The 21444-nt window shown below is 70.0% G+C and carries 15 protein-coding genes and 2 pseudogenes; 6 read left to right on the forward strand and 11 right to left on the reverse strand.

Features of this window, described 5'->3' with window-relative positions:
* The first annotated feature begins 5 nt into the window (after window positions 1-5).
* Window positions 6-1061 carry a histidine kinase gene (locus AB0E90_RS28100; RefSeq protein WP_360411969.1) on the forward strand — a complete coding sequence of 352 codons (1056 nt, stop codon included), beginning with the start codon at window positions 6-8 and terminating at the stop codon, window positions 1059-1061.
* Window positions 1058-1708 (forward strand): response regulator transcription factor, encoded by a 651-nt coding sequence (locus tag AB0E90_RS28105; protein ID WP_360411972.1) that lies wholly within the window; start codon window positions 1058-1060, stop codon window positions 1706-1708. The genes AB0E90_RS28100 and AB0E90_RS28105 overlap by 4 nt, the downstream gene beginning before the upstream one ends.
* Here the strand turns inward: AB0E90_RS28105 and AB0E90_RS28110 are convergent, their stop codons facing one another.
* Window positions 1709-2359 carry a zinc ribbon domain-containing protein gene (locus AB0E90_RS28110; RefSeq protein ID WP_360411975.1) on the reverse strand — a complete coding sequence of 217 codons (651 nt, stop codon included), beginning with the start codon at window positions 2357-2359 and terminating at the stop codon, window positions 1709-1711.
* A gap of 113 nt (window positions 2360-2472) precedes the next feature.
* Here AB0E90_RS28110 and AB0E90_RS28115 point away from each other — a divergent pair, with 113 nt between their 5' ends.
* Entirely contained in the window at window positions 2473-2814 is a 342-nt protein-coding gene (locus AB0E90_RS28115; protein ID WP_360411978.1) for a response regulator, read from the forward strand.
* On the opposite strand, the gene AB0E90_RS28120 is transcribed toward AB0E90_RS28115, so the two are convergent.
* From AB0E90_RS28120 to AB0E90_RS28140, 5 genes and pseudogenes are all read right to left on the reverse strand, one after another.
* Window positions 2815-5526, reverse strand: coding sequence for a DNA topoisomerase (ATP-hydrolyzing) (locus AB0E90_RS28120; protein WP_360412552.1), 2712 nt, complete (start codon window positions 5524-5526; stop codon window positions 2815-2817).
* 39 nt (window positions 5527-5565) lie between these two features.
* A pseudogene (locus AB0E90_RS28125) lies at window positions 5566-6195 on the reverse strand (LAGLIDADG family homing endonuclease); the annotation flags it as partial.
* A 171-nt stretch (window positions 6196-6366) separates the two neighbouring features.
* A pseudogene (locus tag AB0E90_RS28130) lies at window positions 6367-6627 on the reverse strand (DNA gyrase subunit A); the annotation flags it as partial.
* Window positions 6628-6640: 13 nt separating this feature from the next.
* The gene (locus AB0E90_RS28135) at window positions 6641-8692 is read right to left on the reverse strand and encodes a DNA topoisomerase IV subunit B (RefSeq protein ID WP_360411981.1); all 2052 of its coding nucleotides are present in this window, start codon (window positions 8690-8692) and stop codon (window positions 6641-6643) included.
* A 146-nt stretch (window positions 8693-8838) separates the two neighbouring features.
* Window positions 8839-9468 (reverse strand): adenylate/guanylate cyclase domain-containing protein, encoded by a 630-nt coding sequence (locus AB0E90_RS28140; protein ID WP_360411984.1) that lies wholly within the window; start codon window positions 9466-9468, stop codon window positions 8839-8841.
* Window positions 9469-9645: 177 nt separating this feature from the next.
* Between AB0E90_RS28140 and AB0E90_RS28145 the strand changes: the two genes are divergently transcribed.
* Both AB0E90_RS28145 and AB0E90_RS28150 read left to right on the forward strand, forming a co-directional pair.
* Entirely contained in the window at window positions 9646-12462 is a 2817-nt protein-coding gene (locus tag AB0E90_RS28145; protein ID WP_360411987.1) for an AAA family ATPase, read from the forward strand.
* Window positions 12463-12620: 158 nt separating this feature from the next.
* Window positions 12621-13397: a DUF5995 family protein gene (locus AB0E90_RS28150; protein ID WP_360411990.1), complete on the forward strand. Its 777-nt coding sequence runs from the start codon at window positions 12621-12623 to the stop codon at window positions 13395-13397.
* A 46-nt stretch (window positions 13398-13443) separates the two neighbouring features.
* Here the strand turns inward: AB0E90_RS28150 and AB0E90_RS28155 are convergent, their stop codons facing one another.
* From AB0E90_RS28155 to AB0E90_RS28175, 5 genes are read right to left on the reverse strand one after another with little or no spacing between them, the layout of a single operon-like run.
* Window positions 13444-13935, reverse strand: a complete 492-nt coding sequence (locus tag AB0E90_RS28155; RefSeq protein WP_360411993.1) for a hypothetical protein — start codon at window positions 13933-13935, stop codon at window positions 13444-13446.
* Between the two features lie 41 nt (window positions 13936-13976).
* Window positions 13977-15317, reverse strand: coding sequence for a HAMP domain-containing sensor histidine kinase (locus tag AB0E90_RS28160; RefSeq protein WP_360411996.1), 1341 nt, complete (start codon window positions 15315-15317; stop codon window positions 13977-13979).
* A gap of 4 nt (window positions 15318-15321) precedes the next feature.
* Entirely contained in the window at window positions 15322-16005 is a 684-nt protein-coding gene (locus tag AB0E90_RS28165) for a response regulator transcription factor (RefSeq protein ID WP_360411999.1), read from the reverse strand.
* 21 nt (window positions 16006-16026) lie between these two features.
* Window positions 16027-17244: a sigma-70 family RNA polymerase sigma factor gene (locus AB0E90_RS28170; RefSeq protein WP_360412002.1), complete on the reverse strand. Its 1218-nt coding sequence runs from the start codon at window positions 17242-17244 to the stop codon at window positions 16027-16029.
* 23 nt (window positions 17245-17267) lie between these two features.
* A complete protein-coding gene (locus AB0E90_RS28175; RefSeq protein ID WP_360412555.1) occupies window positions 17268-17618 on the reverse strand; it encodes a YciI family protein in 351 nt (116 codons plus the stop codon).
* Between the two features lie 402 nt (window positions 17619-18020).
* Here AB0E90_RS28175 and AB0E90_RS28180 point away from each other — a divergent pair, with 402 nt between their 5' ends.
* Window positions 18021-21434 (forward strand): discoidin domain-containing protein, encoded by a 3414-nt coding sequence (locus AB0E90_RS28180; protein WP_360412005.1) that lies wholly within the window; start codon window positions 18021-18023, stop codon window positions 21432-21434.
* Window positions 21435-21444: the final 10 nt, after the last annotated feature.

Below are 21444 nucleotides of genomic sequence, written 5' to 3' on the forward strand. Positions count from 1 at the left end.
TAACCATGCGCCTGCCCGCCGCCCTCATCGTCCTGGGTCTGGCCGTGCTGCCGCTGATCGACCGCTATTCCACCGTGGACCGGCCGGTCGACGCTCTCGCCGCCGTGCTGGTCGTGGTGGCCGGGGCGGCGACCGCGGCGCGCCACCGCTGGCCGGTTCCGGCGTTGCTGGTGACGACCGCGAGCGCCGCGGGCTATCTGATCATCGGGTATCCGTACGGCCCGATCCTTCTCTCGGTCGCCGTCAGTGTGTATGCGGTGGCCCGCCACCACCGACTGCGCTGGGCGATCACCTGGTCCACAGCCGCGCTGCTCGTGCTGCTCAGCCATCTGCTGACCGGCGGGCCGGGGCTGGTCGGGCTGATCCCCGGCACGGCCTGGGTGATCGTGCCGGGCACGCTCGGCGTGGCCCGCCGGCTGGTCGTCGAGGCGCAGCAGCGCGAACGCGCCGAGACCGAGCGGCGCATCGTCGACGCCGAGCGGCTGCGTCTCGCCCAGGAGGTGCATGACGTGGTCGGGCACGGGCTGGCGGCGATCCAGATGCAGGCCGACATCGCGCTGCACCTGCGGCACACCCGGCCGGAGATGGCCCACGAGGCGCTGACCGCGATCAGCGCGGCCAGCGCCGAGGCGCTCGACGAGCTGCGCGCCACCCTGGCCGCCGTGGTGCCGGGTGACCCGGCGCCGACGCCGGCCCTGGCCCGGGTGGGCGAACTCTGCGAGCGGGTGCGGACAGCCGGGGTGGCGGTGGACCTCAGCGTCGACGGCACGCCGCAGCCGCTGCCGGCGGCCGCCGATCTGGCCGCCTACCGGGTGCTGCAGGAGGCGCTCACCAATGTCGTACGGCATGCGGCGCGCCCGCACGCCCGGGTGACGATCCGCCACCGGCCGCTCGGCGTCGACCTGCGGGTCACCAACCAGGCGCTCGGCACCGGCCACGCCGACGGCTTCGGCATCACCGGCATGCGCCGGCGCGTGGAGCACGTGGGTGGCACCTTCACCGCAGGCCCGGGCGAAGGCACCTTCGCCGTGACCGCCGTCATCCCCCGGGAGCCGGCGTGATCAGCGTGCTGCTTGTCGACGACCAGGATCTCGTACGCCTCGGGTTGTGCGCCCTGTTCGACAACGAGGAGGGCTTCACGGTCGTCGCCCAGGCGGCCGACGGGCTGGCCGCCGTGGAGCAGGCCCGCCGCGCCCGGCCCGACGTGGTGCTGATGGACATCCGGATGCCCGGCATCGACGGCCTGGAAGCCACCCGCCGGATCGTGGCCGATCCCGGCCTGGCCGGCACCCGGGTCATCGTGCTGACCACCTTCGAGCGCGACGAGTACGTCTTCGACGCGCTCCGGGTCGGCGCCAGCGGCTTCCTGCTGAAGAACACCAAACCGGCGCTCCTGCTCGAGGCGGTCCGCACGGTCTTCGACGGCGGCGCGCTGCTCTCACCGTCGGTGACCAAGACCCTGATCCGCGAGTTCACCGGCCTGGCCCCACGGCCGACCACCCCGCACCCGCACCTGGGCCGGCTCACCGACCGGGAACGCGAGATCGTTTCCCTGGTGGCCCTCGGCCTGAGCAACCACGAGATCGCGGCGCAACTGGTCGTCAGCCCGGCCACCGCCCGCACCCACGTGAGCCGCTCGATGATCAAGCTGGGCGCGCGAGATCGCGCCCAGCTGGTCGTCTTCGCTTATCAGTCCGGGCTGGCGTGATCAGACGCTCGAGGTGCCGCAGCCGGTGCAGAACATCGCGCCCGGGTTGAGCTGCGTGCCGCACTGGCCGCAGAACCGGTTCGCCTCCGGGGCGGCCGCCAGCGGGGTGCCGCAGTGCTGGCAATACTTGCCGCCGCCGCTGTCGTTGGCGCAGGACGGGCAGCGCCCGACGGCCGGCGTGCCGTACGTCGTGCCCTGGGTCCAGTCGACCTGGCGGATCCGGTCGTTGAGCTGCTCGACCTGGGCGGCCGCCTGGATCCCGACGATTTCCTGGTCGAGCTTGGGCGCGCAGTTGACGCAGACCCCGCGTTGATCGTTCCAGCACACCTGGTGGCAGACCCACTCGCCGCACCGGTGGCACTGGTTGAACTGCGGGCGGATCTCCTCGACCGCGTTCTGCAACGCCTTGTCCCAGGCCGGGCCGCGCGTGCCGTCCCGCATCCAGGTGGCGTCGTAACCGATTTCGGAAGCGCGCCGCCCCCACTCCCCGCCGAGCAGGTCGCCGCCCATGCGCAGCAGCTTGCCGCCGAAATTCACGGCCGAGCGGCGGAACGAAGAAGTATGACCGTTGCCGCAGCGCTCGCAGAAGAACTCGAACTGGTAGCCCTCGTGCGTGGAGCGGTCTTGATAGTTGTCTGTGAAGCCGAACACGGCCGTGACGCTACGCCAATTCATCAGACTTATCGAGATCCCGAGACGATCAGTGCTGCTCATCCGTACCGTCCGGGTTGGGGGTGACCATGCACCAACCGAGAATCCTGGTCGTGGACGACGACGTCGACATCCTGGAGACCACCGAGCACGCACTGCGCCGGCGAGGTTTCGAGGTGCTCGGCGCGAGCAACGGCGCCGTGGCGGTGGACCTCTGCCGCCAGCATCAGGGGGAGATCGACGCGGTAGTCGCCGACCTCTCCCTTCCGGGTGAGCAGAACCGCTACACCCGGACCATCGCCACGGAGTTTCCGGCCATCAAGATCGTTTACGCCACCGGCATTCCGCGGCACATCGCGCTGAGCACCGGCCTGGTTCCTCCCGACGCGCCCTACCTGCAGAAACCGGTGGACGCCGACCTGCTGTCCAGCGTCCTGCGCGGCCAACTGGTTTGACTAGCCCCGCTCGATCAGGTGGCCCACGATCTGCGGGCCCATGATCACGGCGGTGCCGGAGCCGTCCCGGCGGGTGTCCGGCTCGGGCAGCTCGACCGGGTCACCGGTGCTGCTCGCGCCGACCGGCCGCGGTCCGACCCAGGCGACCGCGAGCCGGGTCTCGCCCTTGAGGAACCGCTGCACGCGGACGCCGCCGGTGGCCCGGCCCTTTGCCGGATATTGCTTCAACGGCGTCACCTTGACCTGGGTGCCGGTGGAGGTCACCACCATCGGCTCGCCGTGCTCGGAGTCGGCGGTCACCACCACGTTGAACGAGACCACCTCGGCCTCGGCCGTCAGGCTGATGCCGGCCATGCCGCCGCCCTTGAGGCCCTGTGGGCGCACCAGCTTGGCCGGGAAGCGCAGCATCGACGCGTCCGACGTGACGAACGCCAGGGTCTCGCTGCCGTCGGTGAGCGAGGTGGCCTGCAGGACCTCGTCGCCCTCCTTCAGCGTGATCACCTCGAACTCGTCGGACCGGACCGGCCACTCCGGCGCGCAGACCTTGACCACGCCGTGCCGGGTGCCGATCGCGACGCCGGGGCTCTTGGTCTCGGTCAGCGGGGCCAGGCCGACGACCTTCTCGCCCTTCTCCAGCGGGACCAGCTCGGCGGCGGACATGCCGCCACGCACCGACACCGTGCCGGACTGCTCGGGCAGCACCGGCAGCGGCAGCACGTCGGTCTTGAACGCCCGGCCGCGGTTGGTGATCAGCAGAATGCGGCCACGCGCGGTCGAGTGGATCACCGCGCGGACGGCGTCGTGCTTGACCCGGCCGGAGCGGCGGCGGGCCTCGGTGGCCTCCTCGCTCTCCGCTGCCGTACGCGCGATCAGCCCCGTCGCCGACAGGATCACCTGGCACGGGTCGTCGGCCACCTCGAGCGGGCCGGCCGGCGCCGAGGCCGCGAGGACCTCCTTGAGATCGCCGTCGATCAGCGTGGTGCGCCGGGGCGCGCCGAACTCGGTCGCGACGGCGGCCAGCTCCTCGGAGACGACCTGCTTGAGCACGTCTTCGTTGTCGAGGATGCGGGACAGCTCGGCGATCTCGTTGCGCAGCTTTTCCTGCTCGTTCTCCAGCTCGATGCGGTCGAAGCGGGTGAGCCGCCGCAGCGGGGTGTCGAGGATGTAGGTCGCCTGGATGTCGGAGAGCGAGAACTCGCTCATCAGGGACGCCTTGGCCGCGGCCGCGTCGTCGCTGCCCCGGATGATGGCGACCACCCGGTCGATGTCGATCAGCGCGATCAGCAGGCCGTCGACCAGGTGCAGCCGGTCTTCGCGCTTGGTCCGGCGGAACATCGTGCGCCGGGTCACCACGTCGTAGCGGTGGTTGACGAAAACTTCGAGCAGCGGCTTGAGGCCGAGTGTCTGCGGCTGGCCGTCGAGCAGCACCAGGTTGTTGATGCCGAACGAGCTCTCCAGCGGGGTCAGGCGGTAAAGGTCGGCGAGCAGGGCCTGCGGGTTGACGCCGACCTTGCACTCGACGACAAGCCGGGTGCCGTGCTCACGGTCGGTGAGGTCCTTGACGTCGGCGATGCCCGCCAGCCGGGCCGCCTGCCGCTGGCCGCGCCGCGGGCCCGACGTGATCAGTTTGCCCTTCACCTCGTCGGTGATCGCCTCGATGATCTTCTCGGTGCCGATGCCGTACGGCAGTTCGGTGACCGTGATCGCCTGCCGGCCGCGCCCGCCCTCGAGCAGGCCGGTCTGCGCGCGGGCCCGCATGCGCACCACGCCGCGCCCGGTCTCGTAGGCGCGGCGCACCTCGTCGAGGCCGAGCAGCTGACCGCCGGTGGGGAGGTCGGGGCCGGGCACGAAGCGCATCAGGTCGTCGAGCGACGCCTCCGGGTTGGTGATCAGGTGCCGGGCGGCCGCGACCACCTCGCCCAGGTTGTGCGGGATCATGTTGGTGGCCATGCCGACCGCGATGCCGGAGGTGCCGTTGACCAGCAGGTTGGGGAACGCGGCCGGCAGCACCTTGGGCTCGAGGGCGTCGCCGTCGTAGGTCGGCTTGAAGTCGACCGTGCCTTCGCCCAGCTCGCCGACCAGCAGCATCGCCTCGTTGGACATGCGCGCTTCGGTGTACCTGCTTGCTGCCGGTCCATCGTCTGGGCTTCCAAAGTTGCCGTGCCCGTCGATCAGCGGCGCATTGAGCGAGAAGTCCTGCGCGAGCCGCACCATGGCGTCGTAAATGGCCACGTCACCGTGCGGATGATATTTACCCATGCAGTTGTGGACGACGCTGCCTTCGGCGACGAAGGCGTGCTCTTCGGTGCCGATCTGGATGTCGTAGGTCGGGCCGGACGGGATTGGTTCGACCGATTCGACCTTGAGGAACGTGTATCCGGAAAGGTCGGCCAACCGTGCAGCCAGGGGCGAGCCGATCCGATCGAGCTTCTCGATCCACCCATCGCGCTCGGCCATTCTCAGGGAGAACGGCCGCTCGGCCAGTGCCGTTCCGTGACGATCCTTGCCGTAGCGCACCGCGACGCCGGCCCGGAAGGCCTTGCCGTCGGCGCCACGGAACCAGCCCCCGCCGGTGTGCGCGGCGCTGAACGCATCGAAGAGCTGTCGCCCGGGCAGGCGGTCGCCGCCCTGCTTCTTCCCGTACGCATAGGTCACCGCGAGGATGGCACGAAGGCCGTCCTGCTTGTAGCCGATCCGGACGAAGGGCAGCATGGCGGCCGCCAGCGCCTGCGCGTCCTCCCCGGAGATGGACAACCCGAACAGGGTCTTGCGATCTGACTCGATGCCACTGCACCAGAAGTGACCGATGATGCCCAGGTCGACCAGCATGGAATAGAGCTGTGCGCGCAGCTTCTCGCTGGTGCTGACAAGAACCACTTCCCGCCGGCTCTTGCGTACGTATCCGTCGCCGTCGAAGAAGCCCGCCAAGAACGGCAGCCAAGCGGTCCGATCAGCCATGACGTCAGCGGGAACGAACTTCTGGTCGCTGAGCGGAGAGCCGGCCTCCAACAGCCCCGCATGCCTCGCGAAGGTCACAATATGCTGGTCACGATGCGTGGGCTTGGCGGCCTTCCGCTTGCCACGCGAGACGTCCAAGCCGGCCTCGATGGCCCAGCCGTGCACGAAGTCCAGCGGTTCGACGTCGCACATATGGATACGGACGCGCCCGTCAGCTGAACGAGCCCGGTCAACGGCGAACCCCTCGGCCACGACAAGGCCGCGAACGTACGCATAGGGATCGCGGTTGGACGGGCTGAGGACGGCGCGACTTGCCGCGCCCGCGGTGAGGACCAGGCGGCCGGGTAAATCGGTGGCATCGACCCATTCGGCCCGGTAGTCGTCGGTGACCACCCGGAACCTCTGGCCTGGAGTGACGATCATCGTGTGCCCATTGGTCCACCGGACCTTGACCAGCGATGACACCGGATTCTGATAGACAGCCGTCACCGGGACGGCCCGTCCCGCCGGATCGAGGACGAGGTCACCCACGTTGAAGCCCTCGATCGGCCGCAGACCCTCCGGGGTGGATACAAGGGTTCCTTGGACAAAGCAGTCACCGACTACGCGGGCGGACTTCACGTATCCGCGGTCGGGGCGGTGACCCTGTTCATACATCGACCACAGGATGCGGCGGTGCACCGGCTTGAGGCCGTCACGTGCGTCCGGCAGGGCCCGCGAGTGGATCACCGAGTAGGCGTACTCCAGGTAGGAGTCCTCCACCTCGGTGGTCAGCGGGTTGTCGATGACGTGAGCGCCGGCCTGGTCGAAGGCGGACAGATCGACGCGATTGTCGGTGTTCTTGCGGCGTGCCATGAACCAGGGCCTCTCAGGCGTCAATCGTCTCTTGGTCGATGCGGCCCGCCGCCTCGATCAGCCAGTTCTTCCGGGGCTCGACCCGCTCACCCATGAGCAGTTCGAGCGTCTCCTCGGCGCGCTCGGCGTCGTCCATCGTGATGCGCCGGACGGTGCGGGTGGCCGGGTTCATCGTGGTGTCCCACAGCTCGTCGGCGTCCATCTCACCGAGGCCCTTGAACCGGGGCACCGGTTTCTGCACCGAGCGGCCGGACCGCTCGATGCGGGCGACCGTGGACTCCATCTCCTGCTGTGTGTACGTGAAGATCGTCTCGGAGTTGCGCCCCTTGGTGACCACCTTGTGCAGCGGCGGCATCGCGGCGAACAGCCGGCCATTTTCGATCACCGGTCGCATGTACTTCGCGAACAGCGTGATCAGCAGCGTGCGGATGTGTGAGCCGTCGACGTCGGCGTCCGCCATGATCATGACACGGCCGTACCGCAGCGAGCTGAGCTCGAACGTGCGCCCCGAGCCGGCCCCGAGCACCTGCACGATCGCCGAGCACTCGGCGTTGTCGAGCACCTGCTGCAGCGACGCCTTCTGCACGTTGAGGATCTTGCCGCGGATCGGCAGCAGCGCCTGGTATTCCGAGCTGCGGGCCATCCGGGCGGTGCCGAGCGCGCTGTCACCCTCGACGATGTAGAGCTCGGAGCGGGCGATCCCGGTGGCCCGGCAGTCGACCAGTTTCGGCGGCATCGACGCGCCCTCGAGCGCGGTCTTGCGCCGGGCCGCGTCTTTCTGCTGCTTCTGGGTGAGGCGGACGCGGGCCGCGTCGACCACCTTTTGCAGGACGGTGCGCGCCTCGGCCTTCGTCTTGCGGCCGTCGACCCACTCCTTGACGAACGACTCCACCAGGCTCTGCACCACGCGGGTGATGCCGGCCGTGGACAACTCGTCCTTGGTCTGCGAGGTGAACTGCGGCTCGGGGACCCGCACGTGGATGACCGCGGTCATGCCCTCGAGCAGGTCGTCGAGGACCGGCGGGTCTTCCTTGGGGCGCAGCAGGCCGCGGGTGTTGCGGATCGCGTCGGTGAGCGAGCGCACCAGGGCCCGCTCGAAGCCCTTGCGGTGGGTGCCGCCGTGCACGTTGCGGATCGTGTTGGTGAAGGCCTCGACGGTGCGCTCGTAACCGGTGCCCCAGCGGAACGCGATCTCGACCTCGGCGCGGCGCTCGACGTTGGACTGCATCACGCCGTTGGCGTCGGCGGCGTTTTCCTTGTAGGTGCCCTCGCCGTTGACCAGCAGGATGCCGGAGACCGGCTTGTCACCCGCGTGGGTGAGGAAGTCGACCATGTCACTGAGACCGTGCGGGAAGTGAAAGGTCTCGGTGGTGATCTCTTCCGCGTTCTCGTCGCGCATCTCATACATCACGCCGGGGACGAGGAACGCGGTGTTGCGCAGCTTGGCCCGGACGATGTCGGGGTCGAGCCGGGCGCCGGTCTCGAAGTAACGCGCGTCATACCAGTACCGAATCGAGGTGCCGCTCGGCTCGCCGCGCTTCATCCGCCGCACGACCCGCAGGCCGGACTCGGGGGTGAAGTGCGCCTTCGGGCCGGGGCCGGCGAAGTGACCCGGCTGGCCGCGGTGGAACGAGATCTCGTGCACCTTGCCGTCGCGCTTGACGGTGACGTCGAAGCGCAGGGACAGCGCGTTGACCGCAGAGGCGCCGACGCCGTGCAGGCCGCCGGAGGTCTTGTAGCCGGCGCCGCCGAACTTGCCGCCGGCGTGCAGCCGGGTCATCACCAGCTCGACGCCGTTGAGACCGGACTTGGCGTTGACGTCGGTCGGGATGCCGCGGCCGTCGTCGTCGACCTGCACCGAACCGTCGTCGTGCAGGATCACCGTCACCTTGGTGGCGTGACCGGCCACACCCTCGTCGGTCGAGTTGTCGATGATCTCGTTGGCCAGGTGATTGACGCCGCGGCTGTCGGTCGAGCCGATGTACATGCCCGGGCGCTTGCGGACAGCATCGAGCCCTTCGAGGTGCGTGAGGTCGTCAGCCCCGTACAGGATTTCCGCGGTCACGAGCTAGCACTCCCGATCGGCCCTAGGTGGTCAAGATGGGCGCGAGCCTACCGGGAGCGTCCGACAACTTCCGTTCAATGCCGGGTGACACGGCGGTAGGCGGGCGCCGATGCCCTGGTCGGCGCCCGCCTGTGAGGTGCGCCGGATTACTCGGCGCCCACCCCGCAGAGCTGCCCCACGCCGGCCGGGACCCGCTGCGGCTGCAATGCACGCCACAGATCAAGCGGGTACGGCTTGCCGGCCACCCGGACCGGCGGCAGCTCCTGATAGGCGATCAACTTGTCGGTGACCGCCTGGGTCGAGGCGCACACGACGACCGTGTCGTGCGGCGCGTACGCCTGAAGACGCGCGGCCGTGCTGACCACGCTTCCGCTGACCATCCCGTGGCCGAAATCCCGGGCGGCCGCGAGATCGACGATCACGTCGCCGGTCGCGAGACCCACCCGGGTGCGGACAGCGAACCTGCCGGCCAGGAGTTGCCCCCTCAACGCCTCCTGGACCGACAGGCCCACCCGCACCGCCGAAGCGGCCGACTCTGGACCGAATCCCCCCGATCCGGTTCCGAACACGGCCATGACCGCGTCCCCCACGTACTTCTCCACTACTCCGCCCCCGTCGCGGACCACCTCGGACACCGTCGAGAAGTAGTCCCGTTGCAACGCGCGGACCACCGCACAGTCCAGGTCGTCGACCAGCGAGGTGAAGCCCACTATGTCGATGAAAAAGACGGTGACGGTTTGACGCCGCTCCTGCTCCGCCATAGCGATTGCGGTCATGTCTCACGCTCCCCCAGATCACTGCTTGCCCCGGAAGAGAACGGTGCCAGCCGCCGTCTGGTTCGGGATCGTCAGAACGACGTATCTCTGACAGAGCGCCGCCCCGTCATTTTTGTGACGCAAAACAGACCGAACCGCCGACAACGTGATAGGTCGATTCGCACTAGGCTGCCCAGCATGGCCAGCGACGATGGGGGCGACGGTCCGCTTGTCGGTCGAACCGACACGCTTGCCGGAGTCCAGTCCGACCTGCGCAATGTCGGCCCTGGTGGCACCGCCGCGGTTTTCGTCACCGGTGAGAGTGGTGTCGGGAAGAGCCGGCTGTTGCGGGAGACCGCCCGGGCGATGAATGCCGCGGGCGTCGCTGTGCTGTCCGGAACCTGTCTTGATATCGGCGATGCGTCACCTTTGCATCCGGTTCTGCAGGCTTTGCGGCAGGCGGATCCCCACGACCTTCAGCCCACCGGCGCCGACGATCCGGGCGCCCTGCTCGACCGGGTCTCCCGTGACCTGCGCGCGGTGGCCGGCGACCGGCACCTGCTCCTGGTCCTCGACGACCTGCAGTGGGCCGACCGCAGCACCCGGCAGTTGTTGCTCTACCTATTGGCCGGTCTCGGCGGCGTCCGGTTGTCGGTGCTGGCGGCCGTGCGGGCCGAGGCGCTGCACGGCGCCCACCCACTGCGCCGGGTGCTGGCGGAGCTGCGCCGCCTTCGCTCGGTCAAGGTCGTCGACCTGGCGCCGCTCGACCGCGATCAGACCCTCGAGCTGGTCAACGCGATCGCCGGAGGCGGCATCGAGCCGGAAGACTCCGACCGGGTCTTCAAGCGTTCCGGCGGCAACCCGTTCGTGGTCGAGGAGCTGGCCCGCGACCTGCGCGACGGCCGGATCGAGCTGTCCGACACGCTGCGCGAGATCTTCCTGTCCCGGGTGGACGAACTACCGCAGAAAGCGCACCTGGTGGTGCACGCGATCGCGGCCGGCGTCGAGCCGATCGAGCACTCCGTGCTGGCCCGGGTCACCCGGCTGGAGGAGGACGAGCTGATCGAGGCGATCCGGGCGTCGGTGGCGCACCGGTTCGTGTCCAGCGCTCCCGAGGGCTACCGCCTGCGGCACCGCCTCGTCGCCGAGATCCTCGAGGGCGAGGTCCTGCCGGCCGAGGCGGCCTCGCTGCACCGCCGGTACGCCGAGGCGATGGAGGCCGGCGGCGCGATCGACCACGCCCGGCTGGCGCACCACTGGCAGCAGGCCGGCGAACCAGCCCGGGCGCTGCCGTCGGTGGTCGCGGCGGCACGGTCCGCCGAAAAGCTCTACGGCTTCACCGAGGCGCACCGCTACTGGTCACTGGCGCTCGACCTGACGACCGACGACGCGCCGGAGCGCACCGAGCTGCTCGCGCACGCGGCCGAGTCGGCCCACCTGTGCGGCGAGCACCAGCGCGCCCTGTCCCGGCTGGCCGACCTGGCCGGGCGGCCGGACGCGCCGGGCCGCTGCGAGCTGCACCTGCGTCGGGCGCGTTACCTGGCCGCGGCGGGCCGCTCGGCGACCGCCGAGGTGGAATACGAGCTGGCGCTCCAGGCGCCCGACTGCACCCCGCGCCAGCGGGCGTCAGCCGCGGCGTACCTGGCCGAGCTGCTTGTTCATCTCTGCCGTTATGCCGATGCCTACGCCCGCGCGTCCGAGGCGCTCGACCTCGCCGCCGAAAACGGCACCACCGCCGACCTGGTGCGGGCCAGCGCCGCGCTCGGTTTCAGCTCCGCGTTCCGGGAAGACCCGGACACCGGCCTCGCCGTCATCCGCCAGGCGGTTGAGATCGCCGAGCGCTCCGGCCACCCGGACGACCTCGGCGTGGCCTATCTGCACCTCGCCGAGCTGCTGACCGGCCCGCTCAACAAGGTCGAGGAGGGGGTGCTGGTGGCCCGCCGCGGCGCGGCCCGGCTCGCCTCGCTCGGGGTCGGCCGCTCCTACCAGACCCGGCTGCTGGCCATCGCCGGCAACGGCCTGTTCCGGGTCGGCCAGTGGGCCGAGGCCGACCAGGTGCTCGAGACCGCGATGCGGCACCGGCCGTCCGGCGCCGACGCGGTCGAGTTGCTGCTGGCCCGCTGCCGTCTCTGGGTCGGCTTCGGCGACATCGACGCCGCCCACCGTGACCTGGACGCGGTCGCCACCCTGCTGGCCGGCGGCGGCGCCCGGCACGTGCTGCCGATGCTGACGCTGCGCGCCGGCCTGGCGATGTGGCAGCGCCGGCACGCCCAGGCCCGCGCGGCCGTCCAGCGCGGCCTGACCGAGACCCGCTCCGACGACCTGATGCTGCTGGGCATCCTGGCCTGGCACGGCCTGCGCGCCGAGGCCGAGGCGCTCAGCGACGGCGAAGCGATCGACCCGGGCGCGCTGCGCCGGCTCAAGACCGTCGTCGAGCGGATGGCCGAGGGCGTCGGCAACGCCGCGACCCCGGTGCGGGCGGTCATCGACGGCTACATCGACCTGTGCAACGCCGAGATCAGCCGGATCGACCAGCGGCACGACCCGGAGCCGTGGCTGCGCGCCGCGAGCGCCTGGGACCGCCGCAGTCAGCCCTACCCGGCGGCGTACGCCCGGCTGCGCCGCGCCGAGGCGGCGCTGACCCGCAAGACCCGCAAGGCCACCGCGGTCGTCGCGCTGCGCGAGGCGTACACGATGACGATCGCGATGGGGGCACGTCCGCTCGCCGCCGAGATCGTCGCGACCGCGCACCGGTTCCGGGTGGCGCTGGCCGATGACGTCGACACTCAGCCGATCAACCCGCCCGACCCCGCGCCGGGCGATGAGCTGGGCATTCTCACTTCGCGCGAGCGGGAGGTCCTGGCCGCGCTGGCCGACGGCCTGACCAACCGCGAGATCGGCGAGAAGCTGTTCATCTCGGAGCGCACGGTCGGCGTACACGTCGGTCATATTTTCGACAAGCTCCAGGTACGCACCCGGGTGCAGGCCAGCCGGGTTTTCCTCACCGCGGCGTGACCTTTTCGTTACTTACGTACTCGGAATACGTAGATCTACCGATCCCTGCGTAGGCCGCTGCTGGAAGGGTGTTTCCCACGGGGGAGCACCGGCCCGGCGGCTACCGTCGCCGGGCCGGTGCTGGGGGCCCTCCGTGTGAGAAGCACCTGGAGGAACCGATGACCCAGTCGGTCTGGGGCCCGGTGCGGCAGGAGATGTTCGACCTGCTGCAATCGCACCCCGACGACGTACCCGCCGTGGTTGATCAGCTGACGAAGCTGCAGGACATCCTGGGCCGCGTGCCACCCCTGCTGGCCGGAAACCCGCTCTGCGACTTCAACAAGCTCTATCTGACGATCACCGAGGGTGTACTCGAACGCCTCTATGCGGGCAAGTTCAAGGATCCGGCTTTTCTCTCGCGCCTCGACGTGGAGTTCGCGGCGCGCTATTTCGACGCGCTGCGCGCGTGGGCCGGTCCGGACAACAGCCCGCGCTGCCCGCGTGTCTGGTCCGGCTTGTTCCAGCGGATTCCCGGGCCGGACTGCCGTCCGCTGCCGTCGGCGTGCGCCGGGGTGAACGCGCACATCAACTTCGATCTGCCGTTCGCGCTGGTGACGACGTTCGACCACCTGGGCACCGACCCGATCGACGACAGCGATCAGCACCACGACTACCTGCAGATCAACGAGATCTTCGCGACGTCGATCCCCGGCCTGCGCCGTGGCTACCTGGACAAGTGGCAGCTGCTCATCGACACGATGAACGGTTGCCTCGACGACTGGTGGCAGGGCGAGGCGGTGGAATACACGAGGAATGTCGCCTGGCGTAACGCGCAGAAGCTGTGGGGACTGCGGCACGACATGGGCGCCACCGACAAGGAACGCGCCCACCTCGACCGGGTCGCGTCCGATCTGGGCCGGCTGCTGCTCTCCCCGCTGGGCGAGTTTCTTCAGTAGGAGCCGCCGCGGCCCTCCCCGGGGGAGGCGGGCCGCGGCACCTTACTCACTTGACGGCGATCAGCCGGGCCGACGCGACGCTACCGTCCTTGGTGCCGGCGATCCCGATCTCGGCGCCGGTCTTCAGCGCCGACGCCGAAATCGTCTTCCGGTCCTGCACGAGGCGCAGCTTGTCGCCGAACTTCCAGGTCAGCGCGAACCCATCGGTCGACTTCACCGAGACGCTGTCGGCCGTCACCGCCGTCACCGAGCCGCGCTGCACCACGACGGTCTGCTTGCCGTTCTTCTTGGTGTCGATGACCACCTCGCCGTGCAGGGTGTTGCGGCGCAGGTACTTGCGGAGCGTCTTGCGCGGGGCCTCGCCGGTCGCGGCCGACGCGGTGTCGGCCAGCCCGGTCTCGAAGCCGACCTGCTGAAGCGCGACGGCCGCATCGGACACATCGTCGGAGGTCGACGCCGGGGTCGAGGCGGCAGCGGCGCCGCAGCCGGCCAGAGCCAGCGCGGCGGTGAGGCTCAGGGCCAGAAGGGTTCGTTTCATGAACGGAATCCTGCGCCGGGCACGACAGACGATGGTCAGAGCTATGTACGGGATGCGTAAGGGAGTTCCACCGTGAACATCGCGCCGCCTTCCGGCGCGTGCCCGGCGCTGATCCGGCCGCCGAGCCGGCCGACCAGCCGCGCCGCCAGAGCCAGGCCGAGGCCGCTGCCGACCTTGCGGATCCCCCGGTAACGCTGGTTGAGCGCCCCCCGCTCGAACGCCACCAGCAGATCCTCGTCGGTGAAGCCCGGCCCGCCGTCGCGCACCTCGATCACCGCGGCGCCGTCACCGGCCCGGGCCGCCAGCACCAGCGGCGCCCCGCCCGGGACGACGCGTAGCGCGTTCTCGCAGAGACCGTCGATCACCTGCCGGATCCGGCCCGGATCGGTCCGCACCACCAGCGGCGACGGTGGCAGCTCCACACTCAGCAGCGGTCCGTCCGGGGCGCAGCGGGCCGCCCAAGCGTCGCCGGCCGCGCGGATCAGGTCGACCACATCCACCAGGACCACGTCGAGCGGCAGGTCGGCGGCCTCGAGGCGGGACAGGACCAGCAGGTCGGAGATCAGCCGGTCCAGGCGATCGGCCTCGTTGAGCATGGTGGCACCCGCCTTCTCCGCGCCGTCGGGGCCGACCACGCCGTCGGCAAGCGCCTCGGCGTACCCCCGGATCGTCGCCAGCGGCGTGCGCAATTCGTGCGAGACCGACAGCAGGAAGTCTCGCTCGCGGCCCTCGCTGACCTGCAGGGCGCCGGCGAGGTGGTTGATCGCGTCGGCCAGCTCGCCGGCCTCGGCCGGGCCCTGCCGGGAGATGCGCACCGAGCGGTCGCCCGCGGAGAGCTTGCCGGCCGCGGCCGCCGCCCGGCGGATCGGCCGGGCGATGAAGCGGGCCAGCAGCGCGCCCGCCGCGATGCCGCAGGCGAGCCCGGCGAGCAGGGCGATCCAGATGCTGCCCAGCACCTTGCCGCCGGTGCCGACCGAGACCGCCCGGGTGAGCACGACGCCGGCGTTGCGGCCGGTCAGCGGGCGGCCCACGATGAACGACGGCCGGCCGTTGACCGGCGACCTGGTGTTGATCATCTGGCCCGCCGCGACCTGCTGCACCACCCGCTTCGGCAGGCCGGTCTTGTCGACCGCGCCGCCGCGGATCAGGTAGACCTCGACCTTCTGCGCGCGCAGCTCGGTGACGATGTTCTCGCGGGCGGCCGGGCGCTCGGAGGCCAGCAGCTCGACGGCGAGTTTGCTCTGCTCCACCAGTTGCGCGCGGGCCTGGGTGTTGACCGAGCGGATCGCCACCGGGATCGCGACCAGCGCCGTCACGATCACGGCGATCACCGCGGTCGCCGCGGTGACCAGCACGACCCGGCCGGTCAGCGTCCTCACCACCCGGTTAAGCATCGGCGGTGTAACCCACCCCGCGCACCGTGCGGATCAACGCCGCGGCCTCGCCCAGCTTGGCCCGCACCTGGGCCACGTGCACGTCCACCGTGCGGGTGCCGGCGGCCGAGGCGTACCCCCAGACGCTGGCCAGCAGCTCCTCCCGGGTGAACACCCGGCCCGGACGGCCGAGCAGGTGCCCGAGCAGGTCGAACTCGGTCGGGGTGAGGGCCAGCGGGGCGCCGTCGACGGTGACCAGGCGGCGGCCCGGATCGAGCAGGACCGGGCCGAGCTTCTTGATCTTGTCGCCCTCCGGCGGCCCGGCCGCCCGGCGCAGCAGCGTCTTGACCCGGGTGACCAGCTCCCGCGGGCTGAACGGCTTCGTCACGTAGTCGTCGCCGCCCATCTCCAGGCCGAGGATCCGGTCCACCTCGTCGTCACGGGCGGTGAGGAAGATGACCGGCGTCCAGTCGCCCTCCGCACGCAGCCGCCGCACGATCTCGGTGCCTTCCAGGCCGGGCAGCGCGATGTCGAGGATGCAGGCGACCGGGCGCAGCCGTCGCGCCGCGGCGAGACCGGCGGTGCCGTCGTGCTCGACGTGCACGCCGAAGCCGTCCCGGCTCAGGTAGAGCCGCACCAGATCGGCGATCGGCCGTTCGTCCTCGACCACGAGGACCAGGCCCTTGGCTTCGGTCACCGGTTCATCATGCCCGTTTCCTCATTCGAGCAATGTAAGGGCTTTGCCCTCGAGGTAACGGCGCTCCGGGACACTCGCCGTCAGCGTCGCGGCCCGGATGAACGCGGCGTGCGCCTCGGTGCGGAAACCGGCCCGCTCCAGCAGGTGCGCACGCACCGCCTCGACCCGGTGGTTGCCCTCCATCCGGGCGTCGCCGTCCAGGTCGGCGAGCACCGCCAGCCCGGCGAGCGGACCATGGGTCCGGGCCACCGCCACCGCCCGGTTGAGCGTCACCACCGGCCCCGGCGAGATCTTTTCCAGTACGTCGTAGAGCGCCAGAATCTGCGCCCAGTCCGTTTCCGCGTCGCTCGGCGCCTCGTCGTGCAGGGCCGCGATCGCCGCCTGGATCTGGTACGGCCCGAGCGGTCCCCGGCCGAGCGCCGCCGAGACCAGGGCGACCCCCTCGGTGATCTGCTCCTTGCTCCATTGCGTCCGGTCCTGGCTGTCCAGCGGGATCAGGTTGCCGTCACCGTCGGTGCGGGCGCTGGTTCGCGCATCGGTCAGCAGCATCAGCGCGAGCAGACCGGAGGTCTCGGTGTCACTCGGGAGAACCCGGCGCAGCATGCGCGTCAGCCGGATGGCCTCGGCGGTCAGCTCGGCCCGCTGCAGCGCCGGCCCGCCCGACGCGGTGTACCCCTCGTTGAAGATCAGGTAGAGAACCTGCCGGACCACGCGCAGCCGCTCGCCGCGCTCCGCCGCAGGCGGCGGCTCGAAACCCCGCCCGCTTCGCTTGATCATCTGCTTGGCGCGGCTGATGCGCTGAGCCATCGTGCTTTCCGGTACGAGGAAAGCCTGCGCAATCTCCGCGGTCGTCAGGCCGCCGACCGCTCGCAGAGTGAGCGCCAGCTGGGAGGGGCCGGAGAGCGCCGGATGGGCGCACAGGAAGAGCAGGTCGAGGGTGTCGTCCCGCTCACTGATCTCGGCGCCGGGCTCGGTGCCGGTTTCCGTCATCGTGACGTCGAGCTCGCGGCGGCGGCGCGCGTTCTCGCTGCGGAACTCGTCGATCAGGCGCCGGGACGCCACGGACGCCAGCCATCCGCGCGGATTGTCGGGGATGCCCTCGCGGGGCCATTGGAGGGAGGCGGCCAGGAGCGCCTCCTGCACGGCGTCCTCGGCGGCGTCGAACTGTCCGTACCGCCGGACCAGGCCGCCCAGAACCTGAGGCGCGAGCTCCCGCAGAAACACTTCGATCTCGCTCACCGCTCCCCCTCCGCCCCGTTGTGTCAGACCTCCGGCGGGGCGTCCGCGACCTTACGCAGTTCGACGCGCTCGGCCCAGACCACGACCTGGCCGGCCAGCTCGACGGCGCGCGCCTCGTCCTTGACGTCGAAGATCCAGTAGCCGGCCAGGGATTCCTTCGACTCCGCGAACGGCCCGTCCGAAACGACGACCTGCCCGTCGACGAGGCTGACGGTCTTGGCGGTGGAGGGGAACTCGAGCCCCTGCGCGTCGACCATCTCGCCGGCCTTCACCAGCTCGGCGTTGAAGTCACCCATGAACGCGATCATGTCCCGCACCCACTCGGTCGAGCGTGCCTCCATCATGTCGGTGGCGTCCCCGAACATCATCAGCATGTACTTCACGTCAAGCTCCTCGTGTCGTCGGCGCGACCTCGCGGCCGCTGTCGGCCCGTAGTCGTAGCCCGTCCGCACCATTCGACATCCCGGGCGAACTTTTTCGACGACGACACCACGAAGGTGTCGAGTTCCGGTGGCCGGCGACAGGGTGCGTGGCCGCCGGCCACCTCGTTGGAAAGCGCTCTCCAAACTGGGACCACCGTGCCCTTCCAACGCCGCATCAGTCAAGTGCGTGTCCGGATTTGTGGGGCTTGTGGCGGCCGACCGGGCAGGAATGGACCCGTGGTATTGACACGAAGGAAAGCGCGGCGTAACACTTCGCGACGGACGGAGAGCGCTTTCCCCGGCGCTCAGCACACATTCCCCGGTGCCTTGGCCGCTCTATCCCCTGGAGTTTCCGTGAACACGGCTTCTTCGCCGCCCCGGCTTGTCTGGCGGCGCCTCATCCCCATCCTCGTTCTGGCTCTCGTCGCCGCCTATCTCGCCGTCGCGCAGATCGGGGCGCATGCCGCCGACACCCTTCTCTCGCAGGGCAAACCGACCACCGCCTCGTCTTCCGAGGGCGCCGACACGCTGGCCGCCAACGCCACCGACGGCAACGCCGGCACCCGCTGGTCGAGCACGTTCAGCGACCCGCAGTGGATCCAGGTCGACCTGGGCGCCACCGCCACGATCACCTCGGTGGTCCTGCAGTGGGAGAGCGCTTACGGCAAGGCTTACCAGATCCAGACCTCGCCGGACGGCACCACCTGGACCAACATCTACGCGACCACCACCGGCGCCGGCGGCACCGAGACGCTCACCGTCACTGGCAACGGACGCTACATCCGGATGTACGGCACGGCGCGCCCCGGCGGCTACGGCTACTCGCTGTACGAGTTCAAGGTGTACGGGTCGGCCGGCAGCACGCCGACCGCCTGTGGCACCACGAACGCCGCCCAGGGCAAACCGACCACCGCCTCCTCGTCCGAGGGCGCCGACACCGCGGCCGCCAACGCCACCGACGGCAACGCCGGCACCCGCTGGTCGAGCACGTTCAGCGACCCGCAGTGGCTCAGCGTCGACCTCGGCGCCACTCAGGCGATCTGCCAGGTCGTCCTGCAGTGGGAGAGCGCCTACGGCAAGGCGTACCAGATCCAGACCTCGCCGGACGGCACCACCTGGACCAACATCTACGCCACCACCACCGGCGCCGGCGGCACCGAGACGCTCACCGTCAGTGGCAACGGACGCTACATCCGGATGTACGGCACGGCGCGCCCCGGCGGCTACGGCTACTCGCTGTACGAGTTCAAGGTGCTCGTAGGCGGATCGGTGACCACGCCTCCCCCTACGGACAGCTTCACGCCGATCTGGTCGGACACTTTCGACGGTGCCGCCAACACGTCGCCGTCCGGCGCCAACTGGCTGCTGCGCACCGGCACCGCCTACCCGGGCGGCGCCGCCAACTGGGGCACCGGTGAGGTCGAGACCGCGTCCGCGAGCACCGCGAACGTCTACCTCGACGGCGCCGGCAAGCTCAACATCAAGGCGATCCGGGACGGCGCCGGCAACTGGACCTCCGGCCGGCTCGAGACACAGCGGACCGACTTCGAGCCGCTGGCCGGCACCCAGACCAAGTTCACCGCGGTGCTCAAGCAGCCCGACGTGGCCGGAGCGCTCGGTTACTGGCCGGGCTTCCGGGCGACCGGCGCGGCCTACCGCGGCAACTACAACAACTGGCCGGGCGTCGGCGAGACCGACATCATGACCGACGTCAACGGCCGCAATCAGCTGGCTCAGACGCTGCACTGCGGCACCGCGCCGGACGGGCCGTGCGCGGAGTACAACGGGCGCTCCTCCGGTTTCGCCGGCTGCACCGGTTGCCAGACCGGCTTCCACGAGTACTCGCAGGTGGTCGACCGGACCAAGACCGACGAGGAGATCCGGTTCTACCTCGACGGGCGGCAGACCTGGGTGGTCCGGGAGTCGCAGGTCGGCGTGACCGCCTGGAACGCGGCGGTGCACCACGGTTTCTTCCTGCGCTTCGACCTGGGGATCGGCGGCTCGCTGCCGAACTCGATCGCCGGCCGCACCACCCCGACCGCCGACACCACGTCCGGCGGCGTGCTCAGCATCGACTCGGTGACCGTGTCCCGGGCGACCGGCACGACGCCGGCCGCGATGACCGACCCGGCCACCCCGGCCGGACCGAGCGTGGTGAAGGTGACCGGCACGCAGGGCAACTGGCAGCTGCAGGTCAATGGCGCCGCGTACCGGCTGAAGGGGTTGACCTATGGTCCGCCGCAGGCGGCCGCGGACGGTTACCTGCGCGATCTGAAGAGCATGGGCGTCAACACGATCCGGATCTGGGGCGTGGACGACGCGAACACCCCGGCGCTGCTCAACCGGGCAGCCCAGCAGGGCCTCAAGGTGGTCGTCGGGCACTGGCTCAACCAGGGCGCCGACTACGTCAACGACACGGCCTACCTGAACTCGGTGAAGACCGAGGTGGTCAACCGGGTCAACGCGCTGAAGAACAACCCGGGCGTGCTGATGTGGGACGTCGGCAACGAGGTCATCCTCACCATGCAGGATCACGGCCTGTCCGCCGCCGACGTCGAAGCGCGGCGGGTCGGGTACGCGAAGTTCGTCAACCAGCTGGCGCAGGCCATTCACGCGGCCGACCCGAATCACCCGGTCACCTCGACCGACGCCTATACCGGCGCCTGGCCGTACTACAAGCAGTACGCGCCGGATCTGGATCTGCTCGCGGTCAACTCGTACGGCGCGATCGGCAACGTCTACAACGACTGGGTGGCCGGCGGTTACACCAAGCCGTACATCGTCACCGAGGGCGGACCGGCCGGTGAATGGGAGGTGCCGAACGACGTCAACGGCGTGCCGACCGAACCGACCGACGTGCAGAAGCGGGACGGCTACACCAACAGCGTGAACACCATCAACGCGCATCCGGGAGTGGCGCTCGGGGTGACCGAATTCCACTACGGACTGGAGAACGACTTCGGCGGGGTGTGGCTGAACACCTTCACCGGCGGATGGCGGCGGCTCGGCTATTACGCGCTGGCGCAGGCCTATTCGGGACAGGCGGCGGCGAACACTCCCCCGGTCATCTCCTCGATGTCGGTGCCGAACCAGACCGCGGTTCCGGCGGGTGGCACGTTCACCGTCAATGCGACGGCGAGCGATCCGCAGGGCGATCTGATCCGCTACAACCTGATGTACTCGGACAAGCACATCAGCGGCGGGACCGGGCTGACCAATGTCCGCTTCACCGACAACGGCAACGGGTCGTTCACCGCGACGGCGCCGCAACAGCTGGGCGTCTGGAAGGTCTACGTCTACGCGTACGACGGGCAGGGCAACGTCGGCATCGAGCAGAAGTCGATAAAGGTGGTGCCGCCAACCGTGCCCGGTACGAATCTCGCCAAGGGAAAGACCACCACGGCGTCGACCTATCAGCCGACCGGCACCAACGGGCCGCAGGTTCCGCAGTTCGCGACCGACGGCGATTACGGCACGCGGTGGGCGAGCGAATGGGTGGACACGGCGTGGCTGCAGGTCGACCTCGGCTCGGTGCAGTCGTTCAACCACGTGCAGCTCGCCTGGGAGGCCGCCTACGCGACCGGTTACCAGGTGCAGACGTCGAACGACGGCTCGACCTGGACGAGCGTCTACAGCACGAGCAGTGGTGACGGCGGTTTCGACGACCTGAACATCAGCGGCTCCGGCCGCTACGTGCGGGTCAACGGAACCGGCCGGGCCACCACGTACGGCTATTCGCTCTGGGAGTTCGGGGTCTACCGCTCCTGACTCCCGCTCG

This window comes from Actinoplanes sp. NPDC026619, assembly GCF_040638295.1.
Classification (GTDB): domain Bacteria; phylum Actinomycetota; class Actinomycetes; order Mycobacteriales; family Micromonosporaceae; genus Actinoplanes.

What these genes read in the sequence shown, in the direction of transcription:
- AB0E90_RS28100 (WP_360411969.1), top strand. Translation starts at nt 6, where the DNA reads ATGCGCCTGCCCGCCGCCCTCATCGTCCTGGGTCTGGCCGTGCTGCCG.
- AB0E90_RS28120 (WP_360412552.1), bottom strand. Translation starts at nt 5,526, where the DNA reads ATGCTGCCCTTCGTCCGGATCGGCTACAAGCAGGACGGCCTTCGTGCC.
- AB0E90_RS28140 (WP_360411984.1), bottom strand. Translation starts at nt 9,468, where the DNA reads ATGACCGCAATCGCTATGGCGGAGCAGGAGCGGCGTCAAACCGTCACC.
- AB0E90_RS28145 (WP_360411987.1), top strand. Translation starts at nt 9,646, where the DNA reads ATGGCCAGCGACGATGGGGGCGACGGTCCGCTTGTCGGTCGAACCGAC.
- AB0E90_RS28150 (WP_360411990.1), top strand. Translation starts at nt 12,621, where the DNA reads ATGACCCAGTCGGTCTGGGGCCCGGTGCGGCAGGAGATGTTCGACCTG.
- AB0E90_RS28155 (WP_360411993.1), bottom strand. Translation starts at nt 13,935, where the DNA reads ATGAAACGAACCCTTCTGGCCCTGAGCCTCACCGCCGCGCTGGCTCTG.
- AB0E90_RS28175 (WP_360412555.1), bottom strand. Translation starts at nt 17,618, where the DNA reads ATGCTGATGATGTTCGGGGACGCCACCGACATGATGGAGGCACGCTCG.